21 protein-coding genes, 1 tRNA gene and 1 other RNA gene are annotated in these 19,696 nt (G+C 65.4%); 15 read left to right on the forward strand and 8 right to left on the reverse strand.

All coding sequences use genetic code 11. The annotated features are described in order from the left end of the window. Positions 1 to 152: 152 nt before the first annotated feature. Together CSC73_RS13105 and CSC73_RS13110 are read left to right on the forward strand one after the other, a co-directional pair. On the forward strand, positions 153 to 587 hold the full coding sequence (locus CSC73_RS13105) for a molybdenum cofactor biosynthesis protein MoaE (RefSeq protein ID WP_163840918.1): 435 nt from the start codon (positions 153 to 155) through the stop codon (positions 585 to 587). 16 nt (positions 588 to 603) lie between these two features. Further along, complete coding sequence (locus tag CSC73_RS13110; RefSeq protein WP_163840920.1) at positions 604 to 1,638, forward strand: YncE family protein; 1,035 nt, start codon at positions 604 to 606, stop codon at positions 1,636 to 1,638. Between the two features lie 70 nt (positions 1,639 to 1,708). Here CSC73_RS13110 and ffs read toward each other — a convergent pair. Together ffs and CSC73_RS13120 are read right to left on the reverse strand one after the other, a co-directional pair. Continuing rightward, positions 1,709 to 1,805, reverse strand: an RNA gene (gene ffs, locus CSC73_RS13115) — signal recognition particle sRNA small type. A 42-nt stretch (positions 1,806 to 1,847) separates the two neighbouring features. Next, a tRNA-Ser gene (locus tag CSC73_RS13120) sits at positions 1,848 to 1,940 on the reverse strand. 203 nt (positions 1,941 to 2,143) lie between these two features. Here CSC73_RS13120 and dnaX point away from each other — a divergent pair. The 4 genes from dnaX (at position 2,144) to CSC73_RS13140 (ending at position 5,348) form a co-directional block, all read left to right on the forward strand. Next, a complete protein-coding gene (gene dnaX / locus CSC73_RS13125; protein WP_163840923.1) occupies positions 2,144 to 3,826 on the forward strand; it encodes a DNA polymerase III subunit gamma/tau in 1,683 nt (560 codons plus the stop codon). A 14-nt stretch (positions 3,827 to 3,840) separates the two neighbouring features. Continuing rightward, a complete protein-coding gene (locus CSC73_RS13130) occupies positions 3,841 to 4,161 on the forward strand; it encodes a YbaB/EbfC family nucleoid-associated protein (RefSeq protein ID WP_093279711.1) in 321 nt (106 codons plus the stop codon). 118 nt (positions 4,162 to 4,279) lie between these two features. After that, positions 4,280 to 4,879 carry a recombination mediator RecR gene (gene recR, locus CSC73_RS13135; RefSeq protein WP_163840926.1) on the forward strand — a complete coding sequence of 200 codons (600 nt, stop codon included), beginning with the start codon at positions 4,280 to 4,282 and terminating at the stop codon, positions 4,877 to 4,879. Positions 4,880 to 4,997: 118 nt separating this feature from the next. Next, positions 4,998 to 5,348, forward strand: coding sequence for a histidine triad nucleotide-binding protein (locus tag CSC73_RS13140; protein ID WP_163840927.1), 351 nt, complete (start codon positions 4,998 to 5,000; stop codon positions 5,346 to 5,348). 187 nt (positions 5,349 to 5,535) lie between these two features. On the opposite strand, the gene CSC73_RS13145 is transcribed toward CSC73_RS13140, so the two are convergent. The 4 genes from CSC73_RS13145 to CSC73_RS13160 are packed head-to-tail and all read right to left on the reverse strand — an operon-like array spanning position 5,536 to position 9,926. Then, the gene (locus CSC73_RS13145) at positions 5,536 to 6,054 is read right to left on the reverse strand and encodes a Slp family lipoprotein (RefSeq protein ID WP_163840930.1); all 519 of its coding nucleotides are present in this window, start codon (positions 6,052 to 6,054) and stop codon (positions 5,536 to 5,538) included. 16 nt (positions 6,055 to 6,070) lie between these two features. Continuing rightward, positions 6,071 to 8,008 carry a transglutaminase TgpA family protein gene (locus CSC73_RS13150; protein ID WP_163840932.1) on the reverse strand — a complete coding sequence of 646 codons (1,938 nt, stop codon included), beginning with the start codon at positions 8,006 to 8,008 and terminating at the stop codon, positions 6,071 to 6,073. After that, a complete protein-coding gene (locus CSC73_RS13155; RefSeq protein ID WP_163840934.1) occupies positions 7,998 to 8,966 on the reverse strand; it encodes a DUF58 domain-containing protein in 969 nt (322 codons plus the stop codon). The genes CSC73_RS13150 and CSC73_RS13155 overlap by 11 nt, the downstream gene beginning before the upstream one ends. A 6-nt stretch (positions 8,967 to 8,972) precedes the next feature. After that, entirely contained in the window at positions 8,973 to 9,926 is a 954-nt protein-coding gene (locus CSC73_RS13160; RefSeq protein WP_246197519.1) for an AAA family ATPase, read from the reverse strand. A gap of 67 nt (positions 9,927 to 9,993) precedes the next feature. On the opposite strand from CSC73_RS13160, the gene CSC73_RS13165 reads away from it, so the two are divergent. After that, positions 9,994 to 11,835, forward strand: coding sequence for an ArnT family glycosyltransferase (locus CSC73_RS13165; protein WP_163840936.1), 1,842 nt, complete (start codon positions 9,994 to 9,996; stop codon positions 11,833 to 11,835). A 12-nt stretch (positions 11,836 to 11,847) separates the two neighbouring features. Here the strand turns inward: CSC73_RS13165 and CSC73_RS13170 are convergent, their stop codons facing one another. Then, the gene (locus CSC73_RS13170; protein WP_163841015.1) at positions 11,848 to 12,420 is read right to left on the reverse strand and encodes a Maf family protein; all 573 of its coding nucleotides are present in this window, start codon (positions 12,418 to 12,420) and stop codon (positions 11,848 to 11,850) included. A gap of 128 nt (positions 12,421 to 12,548) precedes the next feature. Here CSC73_RS13170 and CSC73_RS13175 point away from each other — a divergent pair, with 128 nt between their 5' ends. The 3 genes from CSC73_RS13175 to CSC73_RS13185 all read left to right on the forward strand — a co-directional run bounded on the left by CSC73_RS13175 (position 12,549) and on the right by CSC73_RS13185 (position 14,405). Next, complete coding sequence (locus tag CSC73_RS13175; RefSeq protein WP_163840938.1) at positions 12,549 to 13,058, forward strand: YceD family protein; 510 nt, start codon at positions 12,549 to 12,551, stop codon at positions 13,056 to 13,058. 66 nt (positions 13,059 to 13,124) lie between these two features. Beyond that, the gene (gene rpmF, locus CSC73_RS13180; RefSeq protein ID WP_093279719.1) at positions 13,125 to 13,322 is read left to right on the forward strand and encodes a 50S ribosomal protein L32; all 198 of its coding nucleotides are present in this window, start codon (positions 13,125 to 13,127) and stop codon (positions 13,320 to 13,322) included. An 87-nt stretch (positions 13,323 to 13,409) separates the two neighbouring features. Further along, positions 13,410 to 14,405 carry a beta-ketoacyl-ACP synthase III gene (locus tag CSC73_RS13185; RefSeq protein ID WP_163840940.1) on the forward strand — a complete coding sequence of 332 codons (996 nt, stop codon included), beginning with the start codon at positions 13,410 to 13,412 and terminating at the stop codon, positions 14,403 to 14,405. Between the two features lie 18 nt (positions 14,406 to 14,423). Here CSC73_RS13185 and CSC73_RS18380 read toward each other — a convergent pair whose 3' ends face one another. Continuing rightward, positions 14,424 to 14,576: a hypothetical protein gene (locus CSC73_RS18380; protein WP_170299068.1), complete on the reverse strand. Its 153-nt coding sequence runs from the start codon at positions 14,574 to 14,576 to the stop codon at positions 14,424 to 14,426. A 173-nt stretch (positions 14,577 to 14,749) separates the two neighbouring features. Here CSC73_RS18380 and fabD point away from each other — a divergent pair, with 173 nt between their 5' ends. The 5 genes from fabD (at position 14,750) to CSC73_RS13210 (ending at position 19,636) form a co-directional block, all read left to right on the forward strand. Continuing rightward, on the forward strand, positions 14,750 to 15,712 hold the full coding sequence (gene fabD / locus CSC73_RS13190) for an ACP S-malonyltransferase (RefSeq protein WP_281352907.1): 963 nt from the start codon (positions 14,750 to 14,752) through the stop codon (positions 15,710 to 15,712). Continuing rightward, the gene (gene fabG, locus CSC73_RS13195) at positions 15,709 to 16,458 is read left to right on the forward strand and encodes a 3-oxoacyl-ACP reductase FabG (RefSeq protein WP_163840942.1); all 750 of its coding nucleotides are present in this window, start codon (positions 15,709 to 15,711) and stop codon (positions 16,456 to 16,458) included. Before fabD ends, fabG begins: the two co-directional genes overlap by 4 nt. Positions 16,459 to 16,571: 113 nt before the next feature. Next, entirely contained in the window at positions 16,572 to 16,811 is a 240-nt protein-coding gene (acpP, locus tag CSC73_RS13200; RefSeq protein WP_093279723.1) for an acyl carrier protein, read from the forward strand. 106 nt (positions 16,812 to 16,917) lie between these two features. Then, positions 16,918 to 18,156, forward strand: a complete 1,239-nt coding sequence (gene fabF, locus CSC73_RS13205) for a beta-ketoacyl-ACP synthase II (RefSeq protein ID WP_163840944.1) — start codon at positions 16,918 to 16,920, stop codon at positions 18,154 to 18,156. Between the two features lie 112 nt (positions 18,157 to 18,268). Next, positions 18,269 to 19,636, forward strand: a complete 1,368-nt coding sequence (locus CSC73_RS13210; protein WP_163840946.1) for an aminodeoxychorismate synthase component I — start codon at positions 18,269 to 18,271, stop codon at positions 19,634 to 19,636. Positions 19,637 to 19,696 lie beyond the last annotated feature (60 nt).

The raw sequence follows: 19,696 nt of genomic DNA on the forward strand, positions 1-19,696 counted from the left end.
GCGAAAGCTGGAATCCATTTTGACTTTGCTCCTTCTCCTAGCGTAAATGAAGAAGCAAGATCAATTTGGATGACCAGCCATTCGGCTGTTAATGAAGCGCCTCCAGCTTTCGCTGGAATGACGATTTCTGTTTGCCCACGCTCTCCAAGCGCATGAGACGTTTCCACCTCTCCGAAGTGCCGATCGCGATAGCGTCCCCGCGCGACCAGCTTTCGCACCCGACTGCCGGCGCCTTCGCCAGTTTCGAAGGCTGGGTGCGCGACCACAACGACGGCCGCGCGGTGGAAGGGTTGCGCTACGAGGCCTACCTCGCACTGGCCGAGAAGGAAGGCGAACGGGTGCTGCAGGAGGCGATGGGCAAATTCGCCATCGTCGACGCGCGATGCGTGCATCGCGTCGGCGATCTGGCCATCGGCGATCTGGCGGTATGGGTCGGCGTCAGCGCGGCGCACCGTGGCGCGGCATTCGATGCTTGCCGCTATATCATCGATGAAGTGAAATCGCGGGTTCCGATCTGGAAGCACGAACGCTACCGGGAAGGAGCCCCGGGCTGGCTGCATCCCGAGCCCGATACCGCAAAAGAATGATCCGGAAACCAACCGCATGATCGGCGCAGCCCGTCCCGTCGTTTGCTTTTTTCTAGTGTGTTTCCTGGCGCTCGTGGCCGGCCGGGCCCATGCCGACGAGTTGCTGGTCGGCAACAAGTCCGCCGATAGCGTGTGGCGCCTATCCGTGCGCGATGGCCGCAAGACCGGCGAATTCCGCACCGGCAAGGCGCCGCACGAGATAGCGGTTGCCGGCAACGGCCGCTTCGCGCTGGTCAGCAACTATGGCCGCGAGACCTCGGGCAATACGCTGTCGGTGCTGGATCTGGTGGGCGGCAAGCCCACCCGCAGCATCGATCTGGGCGAACACGGCGCGCCGCATGGCCTGCGCCTGTTGCCGGGCGACGAGCGTGCATTGGCGACCACCGAAGGCTCGGCCAGCCTGCTGATCGTGAATGTCGGCCGTGGCGTGGTGGAACGGGTGATCGACGTGGGCGCCGGCACTGGACATATGGTCGCGCTGTCGCCCGACGCCAGGATCGCCTACGTCACCAAGATCAACGCGGGCACGCTGAGCCGCATCGACCTGGCCTCCGGGCTCAAGGTCCAGGAGCGCGCGGCGGGCAAGGGCGCCGAAGGGGTGGCGGTGAGTCCGGACGGCAAGGAGGTGTGGGTCACCAACCGGCAGGAAGGCTCCGTCACCGTGCACGATCCGGCCACATTGGCGATCAAGCGCAGGATGAGCAGCAGGGGTTTTCCGATTCGCGTGGTATTCACCGCCGACGGCCGCCACGCGCTGGTGACCAATGCGACCGCGGCCAATGTGGCGGTGTTCGATGCCCGCAGCAAATTGCGGGTCGCCACCCTCGACCTGACCGAACCTGGCGTCGTCTACAACCAGAGCATGCTGGGCGGCACGGCGATGCCGATCGGCACCGTGGTCGATCCCGTCCGGCAGCGCGCCTACGTGGCGATCAGCGGAGGCGACCGGGTCGCGGTGATCGACACCCGTGAGTGGAAAGTCATAGATCATTGGCCCGCCGGCCGGGAACCGGACGCGCTGGGGCTGGTGACGGGTCGGTCGGATCGGTAATCCGTTCGCGATGCCCGTTCACGACGAGATCTGGGCGGAGCAAGCGGAAGAGTGCCGCCTAAAGGTGGCGGCCCAGCCGGCTGGCCTCGGCACCCGCATCAGTCAATACCGTTGCTGCCTTCCGGCCCTGGCGGAGTTTTCAACCTAGCGTCGCGAGGGGCCGACAGGGCCACCATAGGACTGATGCGCGTTGCGCCGCATCTTGAAACTGGCGGAGAGAGGGGGATTCGAACCCCCGAAGCGCGGTTTAGACGCTTACACACTTTCCAGGCGTGCTCCTTCAACCGCTCGGACACCTCTCCGGGACCTGAAGGCGGGTAAAGCCGCTTTCCAGGGCCGCGAATTCTAGCTGGCGCGGCGATTTATTGCGAGTCCCGCCTGCCCGGGAGTGGAATTCCGCTGGCCATTCATTATCCGGGCCCGTGGCGACGGGCCGGGAAATTCTTTCCTTGGACAGATCCACTCGGCGCGGCACAATGGCCGTTCAGATGAAAACGGCTGCCTGATGTCCTACCTCGTCCTCGCCAGAAAGTGGCGTCCCAAGCGTTTTGCCGAGCTCGTCGGGCAGGAACACGTGGTGCGCGCGCTCAGCAACGCGCTGGAAAGCGGCCGCGTGCATCACGCCTTCCTGTTCACCGGCACCCGTGGCGTGGGCAAGACCACCATCGCGCGCATCTTCGCCAAATCGCTGAACTGCGAGGAAGGCACCAGCGCCGAGCCCTGCGGCAAGTGTTCGACCTGCCTGGACATCGATTCGGGCCGCTACCTGGACCTGCTGGAGATCGACGCCGCCTCCAACACCGGCGTGGACGACGTGCGCGAGGTGATCGAGAACGCGCAGTACATGCCCTCGCGCGGCAAGTTCAAGGTCTATCTGATCGACGAAGTGCACATGCTCTCGAAGGCGGCGTTCAACGCGCTGCTGAAGACCCTGGAAGAACCACCCGGGCATGTGAAGTTCCTGCTGGCCACCACCGACCCGCAGAAACTGCCGGTCACGGTGCTGTCGCGCTGCCTGCAGTTCAATCTGAAGCGCCTGGATGAAGGCCAGATCTCCGGCCAGATCTCCCGCATCCTGGCCGCCGAGGAAATACAGGCCGACGACAGCGCCATCCGCCAGATCGCCAAGGCCGCCGACGGCAGCCTGCGCGACGGCTTGTCGCTGTTGGATCAGGCCATCGCCTACACCGGCAGCAACAATGGCGGCGCGCTGCGGGAGGAGGGCGTACGCACCATGTTGGGCACGGTGGACCGTACCCAGGTCGGCGCCATGCTGGCTGCGTTGGCCGATGGCGACGGCGCACGCCTGCTGCAAATCGTCGCCACGCTGGCCGAATTCTCGCCGGATTGGAATGGCGTGCTGGAGGCCCTGGCCGAAGCGTTGCATCGCATCCAGGTGCGCCAGCTGGTGCCGGGCGTGTCGGTGGAAGCCGATGGCATCGACGTCGAGGATTTCGCCCAGCGCTTGCGGCCGGAAGTGGTGCAGCTGTGGTACCAGATGGCGGTGAACGGACGCCGCGATCTGTACCTTGCGCCCAGCACGCGCGCCGGTTTCGAGATGAGCGTGTTGCGAATGCTCGCCTTCCGGCCGGCCGGGGCAGGGCAGATCAATGCGGAGCCAGCCAGCGCGAGCGAAGCGGCGAAGCCCGCGCAGACCGCTTCGGTAGCCGCCCGGCAGGAAATTCCCGCGCCCGTTGCCAAACCGGTTGCGGAAACGCCACCGGCACCGGTGGTGAAAACGCCGCCGCAACCCGCGTCGACCGCAGTGGCACCCGTTGCCGGAACCTCCGCCGCCGCGATCGCCACCGCCGAAGAGTGGCTGCAGTTCGCCGCCAATAGCGGCATGAAAGGCGCCGCGCGCCAGTTGGCGGAAAATGCAGCCTTCGTCGGCTATGGCGAGGGCGTCCTGCGCCTGTCGCTGGACGCCGGCTTCGACTATCTGCGCTCGGAAAAATCGCTCGCCGAACTTTCCAATACGCTTGCCAGCAAACTTGGCGCCGCTCCGCGCATCGTCTTCGACCATGCGCTCGGCGAATCGGAAACGCTGCAGCAGCGCAGCCACCGCGAGCGCAGCCAGCGCCAGAGTGCGGACGAAGAGAATTTCATGAACAACCCGGACGTGCAGCGCCTCATTCAGCAGCATGGCGCCAAGCTGGTTCCGGACTCCATCCGCTCCTTCGACGAATGAACAGGTAACAAAAGATGCGTGGAAATATCGCCCAACTGATGCAGCAAGCGCAGAAGATGCAGGAAAACATGCAGCGCGCCCAGGAAGAGCTGGCCAAGCTGGAAGTCACCGGCAGCGCCGGCGGCGGCATGGTCAGCGTGACCCTGACCGGCGCCAAGGAATGCCGCAAGGTGCGTATCGATCCCAGCGTTCTGGCCGACCCGGAGATGGCCGAGGATTTGATCGCCGCGGCCTTCAACGACGCCTCCAACAAGATCGACGCCGAGTCCAAGAGCAAGATGGGCGCGGCCACCGCCGGCATGCAATTGCCGCCGGGCATGAAGATGCCGTTCTGATTCCCGCGCCCTCCCCCGCGCAGGTGGGGGAGGAGTTGTTTGGCATCCATGCAACACTGCCCCTCACTCGACCCCCTCCCAACCTTCCCCTGCCTTCGCAGGGGGAGGGGCTAAAAAAATGAGCGCGCCTCTACTCGAACAACTCATCGAAGCTTTGCGCGTCCTGCCCGGCGTCGGCCAGAAGACCGCGCAGCGCATGGCCTACCAGTTGCTGGAACGCGAACGCGAGGGCGGCCAGCGCCTGGCCGAAGTGCTGGCGCTGGCGCTGGAGCATATCGGGCACTGCAAGCATTGCCGCGACTTCACCGAAACCGAGGTCTGCGCCATCTGCGCCAGCTCCAGCCGCGACCAGCACCTGCTGTGCGCAGTGGAATCGCCGGCCGATCGTCTGGCCATCGAGCAGGCCACCGGCTACCGCGGCCTGTATTTCATCCTGCAGGGACGGCTGTCGCCGCTGGACGGCATCGGCCCGCGCGAACTCGGGCTGGACGCGCTGTCGGAACGGCTGGCGCGGGGCGAGGTCTCCGAGCTGATCATCGCCACCAACCCCACCGTGGAAGGCGAAGCCACCGCGCATTACCTGGCCCAACTGGCGCGCCAGCACAAAGTGCATCCCAGCCGTCTAACCCATGGCGTGCCGCTGGGCGGAGAGCTGGAATACGTCGATCGCGGCACGCTCTCGCATGCATTCGGCACCAGAAGCGAAATGCCGTTGTAGGAGCTGCGTAAGCTGCGACGGCAGCATCGTCGGACCTGACGGAAACCTCCTGCGAACGGAGGAGAGCAATCGCAGCTTACGCAGTTCCTACAATCACGAGACCATCCAGGACCCGCTCATGAACGACACTCTCTTCGGCAAGATCATCCGCCGCGAAATCCCCGCCGATATCGTCTACGAAGACGATGAAGTGCTCGGCTTCCGCGATATCGCCCCGCAGGCGCCGGTGCACGTATTGTTCATTCCGAAGAACGAAGCGATTCCCACCCTGGACGACCTGCAGCCCGGCCATGCCGAACTGGTCGGAAAGCTGGTGCTCGCCGCCGCCGAATATGCGCGCCGCGAAGGTTTCGCGCAGAACGGCTATCGCGTGGTCATGAATTGCCGCGAGGATGCCGGGCAGACCGTATTCCACCTGCATCTGCATCTGCTGGCGGGCGCGCGGCTCGGACATTTCGGTGCGCGCTGAGAAGGCGGGCTATCCGGAACTTGGCGGGCTCCGCGCCTGGATTCCGTCCGTCTTGTAGAGCCGAGCTTGCTCGGCTGCTCTTGATCTTGGCGAACAGCAGCCGAGCAAGCCCGGCTCTACAAAGAGACGGATGGCAAAAGAAAACGCCGCTCATCGAGCGGCGTTTTCAATTTCATATCACTGCAGCTCACCACCAGCCCCAGCGGCCCCAGCGCGGACCCCAGAAGGGGTCGTAATAAAACGGGGAAGGGCGGATCTCGACTTCGCGCACTTCCGGCCACAGGTAGACCACGTCGGCGGTCATGCGCGGCAGCCGGTAATCGTATTGGCCGATGCGCGTGGACTCCACGCCATCGACGCGGCCGATGAAAGTCACTTCGCGGCCTTCAGTGAATACCGCCGGGTCGTAGAAACCGGCGCGGCAGGCGATGAAGCGGCCGTCGGTGGCGTCCGGCGCGCTGCTGAGGGGACGGCCGGTGCCGCCCAGCGGACGCGAGATCAACTGGAAGCAGGTGCTGTCCTGGCCCGGTACGGTCTCCACGATACGGCCACCCCAGCGCACGGAGGTACCGACCTGGCTGCCGGCGACGGCTTCCCGGGGCGTGACCGGAGTGAAAGCGCCCTGCAACGGTTTGGGCGCAGTGGCGCAGGCGCCAAGCAGCAAACTGCTTGCGGCCAGCGCGATGAGGCGGATTTTGGCGTTCATGGTGAATCTCCAGGATTCAAGGACGGTGCCGACGCAGGTCGTTGAGTAGTGCAGCGTCCCCAACGGCGGCAGCGTAGCGCGTTTGAGCGAAACGGCGGCTGAGCGGAATCAGGGTGTCGGCCGATTGCGGTCTGGCCGCAGCGACGCGTTCGGCCCAATCCAGAGCCGGCTCGTGCGGCCGCCGTGCCAGGCCCAGCCGCGCATAACGCCGGGTCAGGCGATGCCAGGCGCGCAGCAACGGGTCGCGTTCCCGTTCTCCGCGCGCCAACAGCCAGCCCATCCATCCCAGCGCCGCCAGTGCGAAGACCGCGAACAACGCGCCCAAGCGCCCGCCGTCCAGCCGGTCCATGCCGAAGGGTTGCAGCAGGCGCTGTTGCCGGTCGGCGTTGAAGCCGAGCACCAGGTCGTTCCAGCCGCGCCGCATCCAGTCGCTGAAATCGCCCAAGGTGGGCAGCGGGTCGTTTCCACCGGCACCAGCGCCCAGCCGCTCCTCCAGGGTGTCGTAGACGCGCTCGGGCGCCACCGCGGCGGTGGGGTCCACGCGCACCCAGCCGCGTCCGGCCAACCACACTTCGGCCCAGGCATGGGCATCCATGTTCCGCACCACCCAATAGCCGCCGATCGGATTCCGCACGCCGCCGACGAAACCGGTGACCACGCGCGCGGGAATGCCCGATGCGCGCATCAAGACCACGAAGGAAGAGCTGAAATGCTCGCAATAACCTTGCTTCTGGTCGAACAGGAATTCGTCCACGCTGTTGCGGCCCGGCAGCGGCGTATCCAGGGTGTAGGCGAATTCGCGTTTCACCCAGTCCAATGCGCGCCGCACGATGGCGCCGTCGTCGGTTCCGGCCTCGTGCCGCCACTGTCGGGCAAGGGCCAAAGTGCGCGGGTTGTAACCGGCCGGCAGTTCCAGTGCGCGGCGGCGCGCGCCGGCGTCGAGTTGCGGCTGGAAGTTCGCCGGCGGCGACGACCGCAATCGCCAGCGGCTCAATGCGTTGAGCGGCGTGGTGGAGTACAGACTGTAGTCCTGCGAAAGGAAGGCGCCGGCAGGAGCGGCGTGCGGCAGGTCCAGCGCGACCAGCTGGCGGCGGTCGGTGGGTTCGAATTCGATCTGGTAGTCCCAGACGACGTTGCTGCGGGGGGGCGGTGCGGCCGGGAGTTGCCGCATTGCGTAGGCCTGGGTCCAACTGCGGCCATCGAAATCCCAAAGCACCGGGCCGCGCCAATACATGTCCTGCAACGCGGGCCGCGGGCCGAAGAATTCCGCCCGTAGCGCGGGGTTGTCGTCGGCCATCAGATCCAGCCACCCGCCCGGCGTCATGCTGTCCGAAAGTCCCGGGCGGCTCATGGCGCGTTCGGGTACGCCCCACAGCGGGGAGCCCAGGCGCGGAAACAGCCAGAAGACGCTCAGCACCAGCGGCAACCCGATCGCCATCAGCTTGCCCACCGCCGCCAGCGCGCGTAGCGGCGTCGCGGTGCCGGCAAGCGATTGCGATTCCACATCGGCCAGCCGCTGCAGAGTCAGCAGAGCGCAAAGGACCGACAGCAATCCCAGCAGCATCGTGAGCGGGCCTTGATCGAGCAGGAAGGCCGAGAAAGGAGCGAACAAGGCGAAGCCGATAAGGCTGCGCGCATCGCGCAGCGTCGAAGTTTCCGAGGGCTTGATGGCGATCATGGCCGCCAGCAGCGCGCAGCCGGTGTCGCGCCCGAAGCGGAACCCCATCTGCGAGAACACCGCGGCCAGCACCAGCAGCGCCAACAGCAGACGCAGCATCGCCGGCATCGGTTTGCGCCAGGAAAGGGCCGAAACCAGAACCGCCGCCAGCGCGATCGCCGACGCCAATCCGCCGGGGATCTGCAGCAATAGCGGCAACAGCGACAGCGCCGCGGTGGCGAGCGTCCACAGGCGGCTGCGGCCGTCTATCCGCTCGCGGGAGATATCAGTGGCCATCGGCATGCGGCAACAACGACAACGCACGCAGGCAGAGATGCCGATGCGCAGGTCCCTGCCCAGGCCCCAGCACCGGTTGTCCGGACAGACACAAGCGGTAGCGGCGGCCTTCGCGTTCGGCCAGATCCACCCAGTGGGCGAGCCGGCTGATGCGCTGCTCGGCGGCAAGCGGTGCAAGCGCCTGCCAATCCAGATTGACTTCGACCGCAAGCGGCTGCTCGTATTCGCGCACCATCAGCGAATCGCGACGGGCCGAGGGTTTCCAGGCGATGGCGCGGCGCGGGTCGCCTGCGCGGTAGCTGCGCAGGTGATGCACGTCATCGCCGGCGGGATTCAAACGGGCATGACTGGCGCTGCCGTCGCCCAACGGCAACGGCGGACCTTGCGTCTCCGGCACGGGATAAACCAGCAGCGGTTGCTCGGGCCAGACCCATGCCCATGCCAGGGCCAAACCGAGCGGCTGGGTGGTGGAAATACGGATGCGGTCCAATTCCAGCCAGCCGCGCCGTCGTGTATCCACCGGCAGTGTGACCGCTGCGGGCTCGCCGGCCAGCAGCGTCGCGCCGATCCGGTTTTCCCCGTATCGCAATTGCAGACCGCGCCGGTTGCGCGCGTCCTTTGCCGAAAGCGCGACGTGCATTTGCAGCGTATTGCCTGCGGCGACGGGCTCGGCGGAGATCGCATCGATGCGCAGACCCGACAGTTGCAAATGCGCTGCGATGAGGCTCGCCAACGCGGTAGCGCCCAGCAGCAACGCGAGCAGCAAGGCGGGATTGTTGTTGTAGTTGAGCGCACCCAGCAGCATGGCCAGCAGCAGCGCGCCGAAGAAGAATCCGAAACGCGAAGGCAACACGTAAACCCGGCGCCGGTCCAGCTTCACCGGCAGCGCTTCGGCCGTGCGCGGGCGCGCGAGCAGCGCGAAGCGCGTAGCCAGGCGTTCGCGTGGAGTGGCCTGCATCCCGTTCTAGTCCACGGCCACCGCGTGCAGAATGGATTTGGCCAGCGCCGCGGTGGACGAGGCCTCCGCTTCGGCGACCAGGCGATGGGCGGCCACTGCCGAAAACAACGCCTGCACGTCTTCCGGCAGCACATGGCGCCGCCCCAGCAGTAGGGCGTAGGCGCGCGCCGCGCGCAGCAATGCGATGCCGGCGCGCGGCGACAGGCCCACGCGCACGCCCGGATGCTGGCGGCTGCGGGCCATCAACGCCTGCACGTAGTCCACCAGCGCCGCGCTGGCGTGCACTTGGTTCACCGCAGCGCGCAATGCCAGCACATCGTCGCTGGACAGCAATGGTTCGGCGCGGGCGATCAACTCGCGGCGATCGTCTCCCGCCAGCAGCGCGCGCTCGGATTCCGCATTCGGATAACCCAGGGTGAGCCTCAGCAGGAAGCGGTCCAGTTGCGAATCCGGCAGCGGATAAGTGCCCGACAGGTCCACCGGGTTCTGGGTGGCGATGACGAAGAAAGGATCCGGCAAGGGCCGGGTCATGCCGTCCAGGGTGACCTGGTGCTCGGCCATGGCTTCCAGCAGCGCGCTTTGGGTCCGTGGCGGCGCGCGGTTGATTTCGTCCGCCAGCAGCACGTGGGTGAAGACCGGGCCGGGATGGAACTGGAATTGCCGCGATTGCGCGTCGTACACAGACACGCCCAGGACATCGGCCGGCAACAGATCCGAAGTGAACTGCACGCGCTGGAAGCCGAGTCCGAGCGTCGCGGCCAATGCGTGGGCCAAGGTGGTCTTGCCCAGGCCGGGGAGATCCTCGATCAGGATATGGCCCCCGGAAAGCAGCGCCACGAACGCCAGACGCACTTCCTGGGGCTTGCCCAGCACCAGCGAATTGACCTGCTGTTGCGCGGACTTCAGGGCCGCATGCAACGCATCGGTTAGCATTTCATGCGCAGGCGGCTGGGCGAGCATCGTTTTTCCGGATTCTTTTCAAGGAAGTCTAACGGGATATGCAGGACGAAAGCATGCAGGACACGACATGCAGGATGTAAAGCACGCGCAACGTATCTTCCTGTTGCTGTGGACAGTGGTGACCGCCATCAAGCTTTTGATCGCGGCGCGCCTGCCGTTGTTCGTGGACGAGGCGTTCTACTGGCAGGAGGGCCGGCATTTCGCCGCCGCCTACTCCGACCTTCCGGGACTGACCGCGTGGATGACCCGGCTGGGGACCGAGATCGGCGGCCAGCATGCGCTCGCCTTGCGCGCGCCGTTCCTGTTGCTGGCGGCATTGCTGCCGTGGCTGATCACCCACATCGCCAGCCGCTGGTTCGGCGAAGCCGCCGGCTGGCGTGCGGGAAGTCTGGCGGTGCTGATGCCGCTGGCAGGCAGCCTGGGCATTCTGGCGTTGCCGGACGTGCCGATGGCTTTCGCTACCGTGCTGTGCCTGGATGCGGGCGCGCGCCTGCTGCGCGAGATCGACGCCGCCTCGGCTTTCGAACTTGCGCTGGGCCTGACCATCGGCGCCTTGAGCCATTACCGTTTCATCGGCGTGATCGGTGTGGGAATGATCGCGTTGGCGCTGTTGCCGCAGGGCAGGCGCGTGTTGCGCGATCCGCGCGTTTGGGTGGCGCTGGCGGTGGGCGTGGCCGCGTGGACGCCGCTGGTGGCCTGGAACCTGGAAAACGCCGATGCCGGCCTGCGCTTCCAGCTCGTCGACCGGCATCCGTGGGCGTTCCAGTCCACGGGCTGGTGGTTCCTGGTGGTGCAGGCGGGGCTGGTCACGCCGTTGCTGTTCTTCGCCTTGATCCAGGTGTTCGTGCGCTCGTTCCGCACAGGCGAGGGAATGCCGGCGCAGTGGCGCTACTTCGGTCTGCTGGGCGGCGTTTCCACGCTCGGCTTTTTCCTGCTGGGTTTCTTCGCCGACGTGGAAAGGGTGAGTTTCCATTGGCCCCTGCCGGGCTACCTGCCGTTGCTGATCGCGGTGCCGGCGTTGCTGCGCGAATGGCCGCGCGGCTTGCGCATTGCGACCTGGATATTGAGCGGCGCGGGATTGGCAGTGGTGCTGGGGTACTACCTGGTGCTGTCCACGCCGCAATGGCGCGAGCGCTTCGCGGCGGAAAAGTTCTATCCGGCCAACTTCGCCGGTTGGGAAGAACTGACGGCCGCCGTGCGCGAAGAGCAGGCCAGGTTGCCGCCTGGCACAACGCTGCTCGCAGACAACTTCAAATCGGGCGCCGAACTGGGATTCGCGCTCGATAATCCGCGCATTCCCGTGCTCGACCATCCGCTCAACCAGAAGCATGGGCGTGCGCCGCAGTTGAGGTTGTGGAAGCTGGAAAGCGACGGCAGCCGCAACGCGCCCGCCTTGCTGGTGGTGGGAACCGGCGACGTGCAATACAAGTCGTTGCTGGAGTACTACCACCAGCTGTGCAAAAAAGTGGGCCCGCTGCCGCCGCCGCGCGTGGTCAACGTGGATCACGGCCACCAGCGTTTCCTGCTGTTCGCCCTGCCTGCGGAAAGAAGCAAGGGCGCTTGCACGCTTCCCGCATTCGCCTGGATCGACACGCCCGAGAGCAAGGCCACGACCGGCAGGAAGTTCCAGGTCGCAGGCTGGGCCTTCAAGGACGGCGTGGGATTGAAGGGGGTGGAGATCCTGTTGGACGGCAAGCCTGTGGCCAAGGCGCGCTATGGGCTTCCCAGTCCAGGAACCGCGGCTTACTGGAAAATCTCCACCGACCCCAACCATCCGGCAGTCGGTTTCAGCGCCGATCTCGACCTCACCTCGGCCAAGCATGGCCGGCACTGGCTGGGATTGCGGTTGCAGGGACGGGACGGCAGTGTGGAGGATTGGCCGGAGCAGCCCTTGGACCTGAAGGAATAGGCTGCCTGGATCTCAGGGAAGCGTGAACCCGGCCTCGCGCAGCATTCTGGAAAGCGCGATCAGGGGCAGGCCGACCAAAGCCGTGGGGTCCTTGGACTCGATATGCTCGAACAACGCGATGCCCAGGCCTTCGCTTTTGAAGCTGCCGGCGCAATCGAGCGGCTGTTCGGTATCGACATAGCGCTCGATCTCGTCGGCCTGCAAGTCGCGGAAGCGTACCCGGGTGACGTCCATCGCCTCCAGCACCGGGTCATCGCCCCGCAGCAGGCAGACCGCGGTATGGAAGGCGATTTCCCGCCCGGACATCGCGCCGAGCTGGGTCAGGGCGTTTTCACGGGTTCCCGGTTTTCCCAATGGCTGCGCGTCCAATGCGGCCACCTGGTCGGAGCCGATGATCCAGGTATCGGGGTGCTGGGCGGCAATGGCCTTGGCCTTGGCCCACGCCAATCGCCGGGCCAGCGCCGGCGGGGTTTCCCCGGGCAGCGGGGCTTCGTCCACATCGGGCCGGGCGATGTGGAAGGGCAGGCGCAGCCGTTCCAGCAGTTCGCGGCGATAGCGGGAGGTCGAGGCCAGGATCAGCGGCATGGGTGCATTCACGGGCATTCACAGCGGGGCGGGCATTCTGCCGGCGTCCGCCAGGACCGGCAAACCCGATGGTGACGGCGTTCCCGGGTTTGACAGCTCGGCCCGGCATCCTTAATATTCAGCGGCTTATGTCCGTGAACGTGCCCGAGATAGTGGATGTTTGGCGCATGGTCGCGGCCAGGCGGAGTTTCGAAGGTCGGGTGCCGCTGTCTTCGTTGACGCGCGTGCAGGACCTGCTGTTCGATACCGAAGGCGAAGTCGATTTCGCCCTGCAGTTCGACAGCGATCCCTTGCTCAAGGTGGCCTACGCGGAGTTGCGGATCGATGGGGCGTTGCCGCTGGCGTGCCAGCGCAGCCTGCAGCGGTTCCTGCTTCCGGTGCATGTGGTGCAACGCCTGGGATTGATACGGGACGAAGCGGACGAAGCGGCATTGCCGCCGGATTACGAAGCGCTGCTGGTGCCCGAAGACGGCATGCTGCGGCCGCTGGATCTGGTGGAGGACGAGTTGGTGCTGGCGGTTCCCGCAGTGCCGGTGGATCCGGAGTCGGACGCGGTGGATCGCGAATGGCCCATTCCGGAACAAGAATTGGCGAAAGCCAGCCCGTTCGCGGCGCTGGGTTCGCTGAAGAAAAACTGACCTCCCGCGGGGCGGTCGGCAACATCAACAAACACGCAATACAGCGAATCAGTTCGGAGCAATACCATGGCAGTGCAGAAATCCCGCGTCACCCCGTCCCGTCGTGGCCAGCGTCGTTCGCACGACAGCCTGACCGCCAAGCAGCTGGCCACCGATCCGACCAGCGGCGAGACCCACGTCCGCCACCACGTCACCGCCGACGGCTACTACCGCGGCAAGAAGGTCATCGCGACCAAGGCCGACGTCGTTTCCGACGAAGATTGATCCGTTCGCGCGCCATTCCGGCGCGCGTCGGTTGAAATCGGTGCGGAAGAGTTCCCGGCCCGGCATGGGCCACCAGCAGGAGCGGGCATGAGCGAGCGTGATTCGAACGGGCGCGTATATGCCCGTATCGCCGGAACAGGCAGCTACCTGCCCGAAAAACTGCTGACCAACAACGATCTGGCCAAACAGGTCGATACCAGCGACGAGTGGATCCGCAGCCGCACCGGCATCCGCGAGCGCCACATCGCCGCCGAAGGCGAAACCTCGGGCGATCTGGGCTATTACGCCGCCGTTCGCGCGCTGGAAGCGGCGGGCGTGGATGCCTCCGAGATCGACATGATCGTGGTCGGCACCACCACTCCCGACCTCATTTTTCCGTCCACCGCCTGCCTGATCCAGGCCCGTCTGGGCGCGAGCGGCTGCGCGGCGATGGACGTCAACGCAGCCTGTTCCGGATTCGTCTACGCGCTCAGCGTGGCCGACAAGTTCATCCGCTCCGGCGACGTCAAGACCGCGCTGGTCATCGGCACCGAAACCCTCAGCCGCATCGTCGACTGGACCGAGCGCACCACCTGCGTGCTGTTCGGCGACGGTGCCGGCGCGGTTGTGCTCAAGGCCGACAGCGAGACCGGCATCCTCAGCACCCATCTGCATGCCGACGGGGCCAAGAAAGAATTGCTGTGGAATCCGGTCGGCGTTTCGGTCGGCTTCGAGGCCGACCAGCCCAACTGCGGCGCCCGCATCAACATGAAGGGCAACGACGTCTTCAAATACGCGGTCAAGGCGCTGGATGGCGTGGTAGACGAAACCCTCGAGGCCAACGGCCTGAACAAGCACGACCTGGACTGGCTGATCCCGCACCAGGCCAATCTGCGCATCATCGAAGCCACCGCCAAGCGGTTGGAAATGCCGATGGACCGCGTGGTGGTTACTGTCGACAGGCATGGCAACACTTCTTCGGGTTCGGTGCCGCTGGCGCTGGACGAAGCGGTGCGTTCGGGCCGCGTGCAGCGCGGGCAATTGCTGCTGCTGGAGGCCTTCGGCGGCGGTTTCACCTGGGGCTCGGCGCTGCTGCGCTACTGATGCCCACCCGCGCCACGCTCAGGCGTGGCGCTTGAAATACTGCACCTCGCGCTCGTGTTTTTCGGCAGCGGCACGGGTCTTGAACGTGCCCAGGTTGCGTCGCTTGCCGGTGGCCGGATCTTGTTTGCGCGAATACAGGCGGAACTCGCCTGACGCCAGTTTGCGGATCATGCCGTTTGCTCCCGTTGCTTCCGATTGCAGCTATCTGAACAACGGGCAGGTAATGGCGCAGTGATGGATCTGCGCGTTTTTTCGCGCTGCGATCACTCCACGATACGGGCGAGTACAGACGCTGCGGCCGGTTCGCCCGTATGATGCGCGCCGAGCCATAACGGATTGCGCGAGTGACCCCATCCCAAACTGCCAATGCATCGCTTGCCTTCGTTTTTCCGGGGCAGGGTTCCCAATCGCTGGCCATGCTGGCCGAGCTGGCGGAAATGCATCCGGTGGTGCGCGAGACTTTCGCCGAAGCCTCCGATGGCGCCGGCGTAGACCTGTGGGCCCTGTCCCAGGGCGGCCCTGAGGAAATGCTCAACCGCACCGAGTACACCCAGCCGGCTTTGCTCGCCGCCGGCATCGCGGTCTGGCGCGCTTGGCGGCAGCAGGCCGGCGCCATGCCGGCGCTGTTGGCGGGGCACAGCCTTGGCGAGTACACCGCGTTCGTCGCCGCCGATGCGCTTTCGCTGCACGATGGCGCGCATCTGGTGCGCTTGCGTGGACAACTGATGCAGGATGCCGCGCCCGCCGGCGTAGGCGCCATGGCCGCGGTGCTGGGCGCCGACGACGATCTTGTCGCCGAAGTCTGCGCGCAGGCTTCGGCAAGCCAGGTCGTGGTGCCCGCCAACTACAACTCTCCCGGGCAGATCGTCATCGGCGGCGATACCGATGCGGTGGATCGCGCGATCGCGCTGCTGAACGAACGCGGTGTGCGCAAGGTGGTCAAACTGGCGGTCAGCGTGCCTTCGCATACGCCGCTGATGCGCGAAGCCGCCAACCGCCTCGCCGAAGCCATGCGCGGCATGTCCTGGCGGGCGCCGGCGTTGCCTGTCGTGCAGAACGTGGACGCGCAGGTGCACGAGAATATCGACGACATGCGCGACGCCCTGGTGCGTCAGCTGTATCTGCCGGTGCGCTGGACCGACTGCACCTTGGCATTGGCCGCAAAGGGCGTCACCCGCATCGCCGAATGCGGACCGGGCAAGGTGCTGACCGGTCTGGTCAAACGCATAGACAAATCACTCGAAGCAAGATCGCTGGCCACGCCCGGCGATTTCCAGTCCGCATTGGAAGAATGGAAGCAGGCATGAGCGACGCACAAACATTGAAGGGCGAAATCGTCCTGGTCACCGGCGCCAGCCGCGGCATCGGCGCAGCCATCGCCGACGAACTCGCCGCGCAGGGCGCGACCGTTATCGGTACGGCGACTTCCGGACCGGGCGCGCAAGCGATCGCCGGACGTCTCGCCGCAAAGGGCGGACATGGCCGGGAGCTGGATGTCACCGACGCCGCCGCGGTGGAGGCGCTGATCGAATCAATCGGCAAGGAATTCGGCGCGGTCTCCATCCTGGTCAACAACGCCGGCATCACCCGCGACAACCTGCTGATGCGGATGAAGGAAGAAGACTGGCAGGCGATCCTGGATACCAATCTTTCCAGCGTCTACCGCACTTCCAAAGCCGTCATGCGCGGCATGATGAAGGCGCGCAAGGGCCGCATCATCAACATCGCCTCGGTGATCGGCGTGACCGGCAACGCAGGGCAGGCCAATTATGCGGCGGCCAAGGCCGGCATCATCGCCTTCTCCAAATCGCTGGCCAAGGAAATCGGCAGCCGCGGCGTCACTGTCAACGTGGTCGCGCCGGGGTTCATCGACACCGACATGACCCGCGCCATGCCCGATGAAGCCAAGCAGGGACTGGTCGAGCAGATCGCGCTCGGCCGCCTGGGCGAACCGGCCGACATCGCACGTGCGGTGGCCTTCCTCGCCGGACCGTCGGCCAGCTACATCACCGGCGAAACCCTGCATGTGAATGGCGGCATGTACATGCCGTAGCACATTTGCCGTGTAAGTATTTGATTAAATGGCGATTACGGGGGTCTGCACCGGATCGCCGGTTTCCACTAAACTACTCCCCGTTCACTCAACTCCGTCTGGAGCCAAAACCAATGAGCAGCATCGAAGAACGCGTCAAGAAGATCGTAGTAGAACAGCTTGGCGTCAAAGAAGAAGAAGTCACCACCAGCGCATCGTTCGTCGATGACCTCGGCGCCGATTCGCTCGACACGGTCGAGCTGGTGATGGCGCTGGAAGAAGAGTTCGAGTGCGAAATCCCGGATGAAGACGCCGAGAAGATCACCTCGGTGCAGCAAGCCATCGACTACGTCAAGGCTCACGTCAAGGCGTGAGTTCGAAGTATCGATGAGTCGTGCCGGGGCCGCGCATGCGGCCCCGCGCATTTGTGGCGTTTCAGTGCGCCAGCGTAGGGTGCAGGAAAAAGATCAGAGGAACCGTATGAGCCAGCGTCGCGTAGTAGTCACGGGTATGGGCATGATTTCGCCCTTGGGCAACGATCTGGCCAGCAGCTGGGACGCCATCGTCAACAGCAGGTCGGGCCTGGGCCCGATCACTTCCTTCGATGCTTCTCTGTTCACCACCCGCATCGCCGGCGAGATCCGCAATTTCGATCCGACCCTCTACATGTCTCCCAAGGACGTGAAGAAGATGGATGCGTTCATCCATTACGGCATCGCCGCTTCGCTGATGGCGATGGAGGATTCGGGCCTGGAAGTCACCGAGGAAAACGCCGAACGCATCGGGGCGATCATCGGCGCAGGAATCGGCGGCATTCTCGGCATCGAAGAGCAGACCGCCAAGTACATCGAGGGCGGCCCGCGCAAGATTTCCCCGTTCTACATCCCCAGCACCATCATCAACATGCTGCCGGGCCAGTTGAGCATCATGAAGGGCATCAAGGGTCCGAGCTTCTCGGCGGTTTCGGCCTGCGCCACTTCCAACCATTCCATCGGCATGGCCATGCGCATGATCCAGTACGGCGATGCCGACGTGATGGTCGCCGGCGGCGCCGAGCGCGGTTCTTCGCCGACCTCGGTGGGTGGGTTCTGTTCCATGAAGGCCATGTCCACCCGCAACGACGACCCCGCCGCCGCCTCGCGTCCGTGGGACCGCGACCGCGACGGCTTCGTGCTGGGCGACGGCGCCGGCATCCTGGTCATCGAAGAGTACGAACACGCCAAGGCGCGCGGCGCGCGCATTTACTGCGAACTGGCCGGCTTCGGCGCCAGTTCCGATGCCTTCCACATGACCGCCCCCAGCGAAAACGGCGAAGGCCCGGCGCGTTGCATGGCGATGGCGATGAAGGACGCCAGGATCAATCCCGACCAGGTCGAATACCTCAACGCGCACGGCACCTCCACGCCGTTGGGCGACTTGGCCGAGACGCTGGCGATGAAGCGCGCATTCGGCGACCACGCCTACAAGACCATGGTCAGCTCCACCAAGTCGATGACCGGCCACCTGCTCGGCGCCGCTGGCGGCGTGGAAGCGATCTTCTCGGTGCTGGCGATCGACCGCGGCGTGATTCCGCCGACCATCAACCTGGAAAATCCGGGCGAAGGTTGCGATCTGGATTACGTGCCCAATGTGGCGCGCGAAAAGAGGATCGATGTGGCGATGTCGAATGGGTTCGGTTTCGGCGGCACTAACGGCACGCTGGTTTTCAAGCGGATTTGATTATTGCTCGTCATTCCCGCGAAGGCGGGAACCCAGCGACTTGGCTGTTGCTGTCATGCTTTGAGAGCGAAAGTCACTGGGTTCCCGCCTTCGCGGGAATGACGAGCGAAATGTGATCGAATCCCGCGCACTACCTCCCGACACCGATCTGCTTGCCCTGCATCGGCTGGCGCCCGCACGTTATCCGATGCTGTTGGAATCGGTCGCCTCTGGCACCGCGCAGGGGCGCTGGGATCTGCTGCTGGTCGCCAATGGCAGCGGTCTGCGGCTGGACGCGCAGGGCCGGACCAGCACGCTCGATGGGCGGCCGATGGAGGGCGATTTCCTCGCTGCGCTTGACGGCGACTGGCGTGCCAATCGGATTCCGCGCGAAGAACCGCGCTGGCCGTTCCGCGGCGGCTGGGCGCTATTGCTGAATTACGAACTCGCCGGCCAGATAGAGCCGGTTCTTTCGCTGCCAAAAGGCGATGACGCTATTCCGGTCGCATTGGCGCTGCGTTGCCCGGCCGCGATCCTTCGCGATCGCGCCAGCGGCGAATGCGTGGCTCTGGCCGAAATCGGCGCCACCGAGTTGCTGGACCTCATTGCCGCCGATGTCTCCGCTTCGCGAGACGAGGCCGCGATGCCCGCATGGCGAGGCCCCAGCGGTATCGCCGAAGACGAGCCGCAGCGGTTCCTGGAAGGAGTGCAACGAATCCTCCGATACCTCGCCGCCGGCGACATCTTCCAGGTCAACCTGTCGCGGGCCTGGTGCGCGCGCTTCGATCGACCGCTCGATCCGGCGGCGCTCTATGCGCGCCTGCGCACCGCCAATCCCGCTCCCTTCGCCGGATTGTTCGCGGCAGGCGACTGGGCCGTGGCCAGCTCATCGCCGGAACGCCTGGTCTCGATCCGCGGCGACGTGGTCGAAACGCGCCCCATCGCCGGCACCCGGCCGCGCTTCGAAGGCGACGATGATGCCGAACGCATCCGCGAGCTGGTCGGACACCCGAAAGAACGCGCCGAGCACGTGATGCTGATCGATCTGGAACGCAACGATCTGGGCCGCGTCTGCGAACCGGGTAGCGTGCAGGTGGATGAACTGATGAGCGTGGAAAGCTACGCCCACGTGCATCACATCGTCAGCAACGTGCGCGGACGCCTGCGCCGCGACACCACGCCGGGCGAGGTGATCCGCGCCGTCTTCCCGGGCGGCACCATCACCGGTTGCCCCAAGGTGCGCTGCATGCAGATCATCGCCGAGCTGGAAGGCCAGGCGCGCGGCGCCTATACCGGCGCCTTCGGCTGGCTCAATCGCGATGGCGACCTGGATCTGAATATCCTGATCCGCAGCGCGGAGATGTTCCCCTCCGCCGGGGGTGGCACCGATGTCGTATTCCGCACCGGGGCGGGGATCGTGGCCGATTCCATTCCCGAGCGCGAGCTGGACGAAACCCGCGCCAAAGCCCGCGGCGTGCTGAAAGCCCTGGGCCCCTTGTAGGAGCTGCGCAAGCTGCTACCGTAAATCTTGCCGCATGTAGCAACTACCCCATCGGGCCGT

Source organism: Pseudoxanthomonas sacheonensis (assembly GCF_010093305.1).
GTDB lineage: Bacteria > Pseudomonadota > Gammaproteobacteria > Xanthomonadales > Xanthomonadaceae > Pseudoxanthomonas_A > Pseudoxanthomonas_A sacheonensis.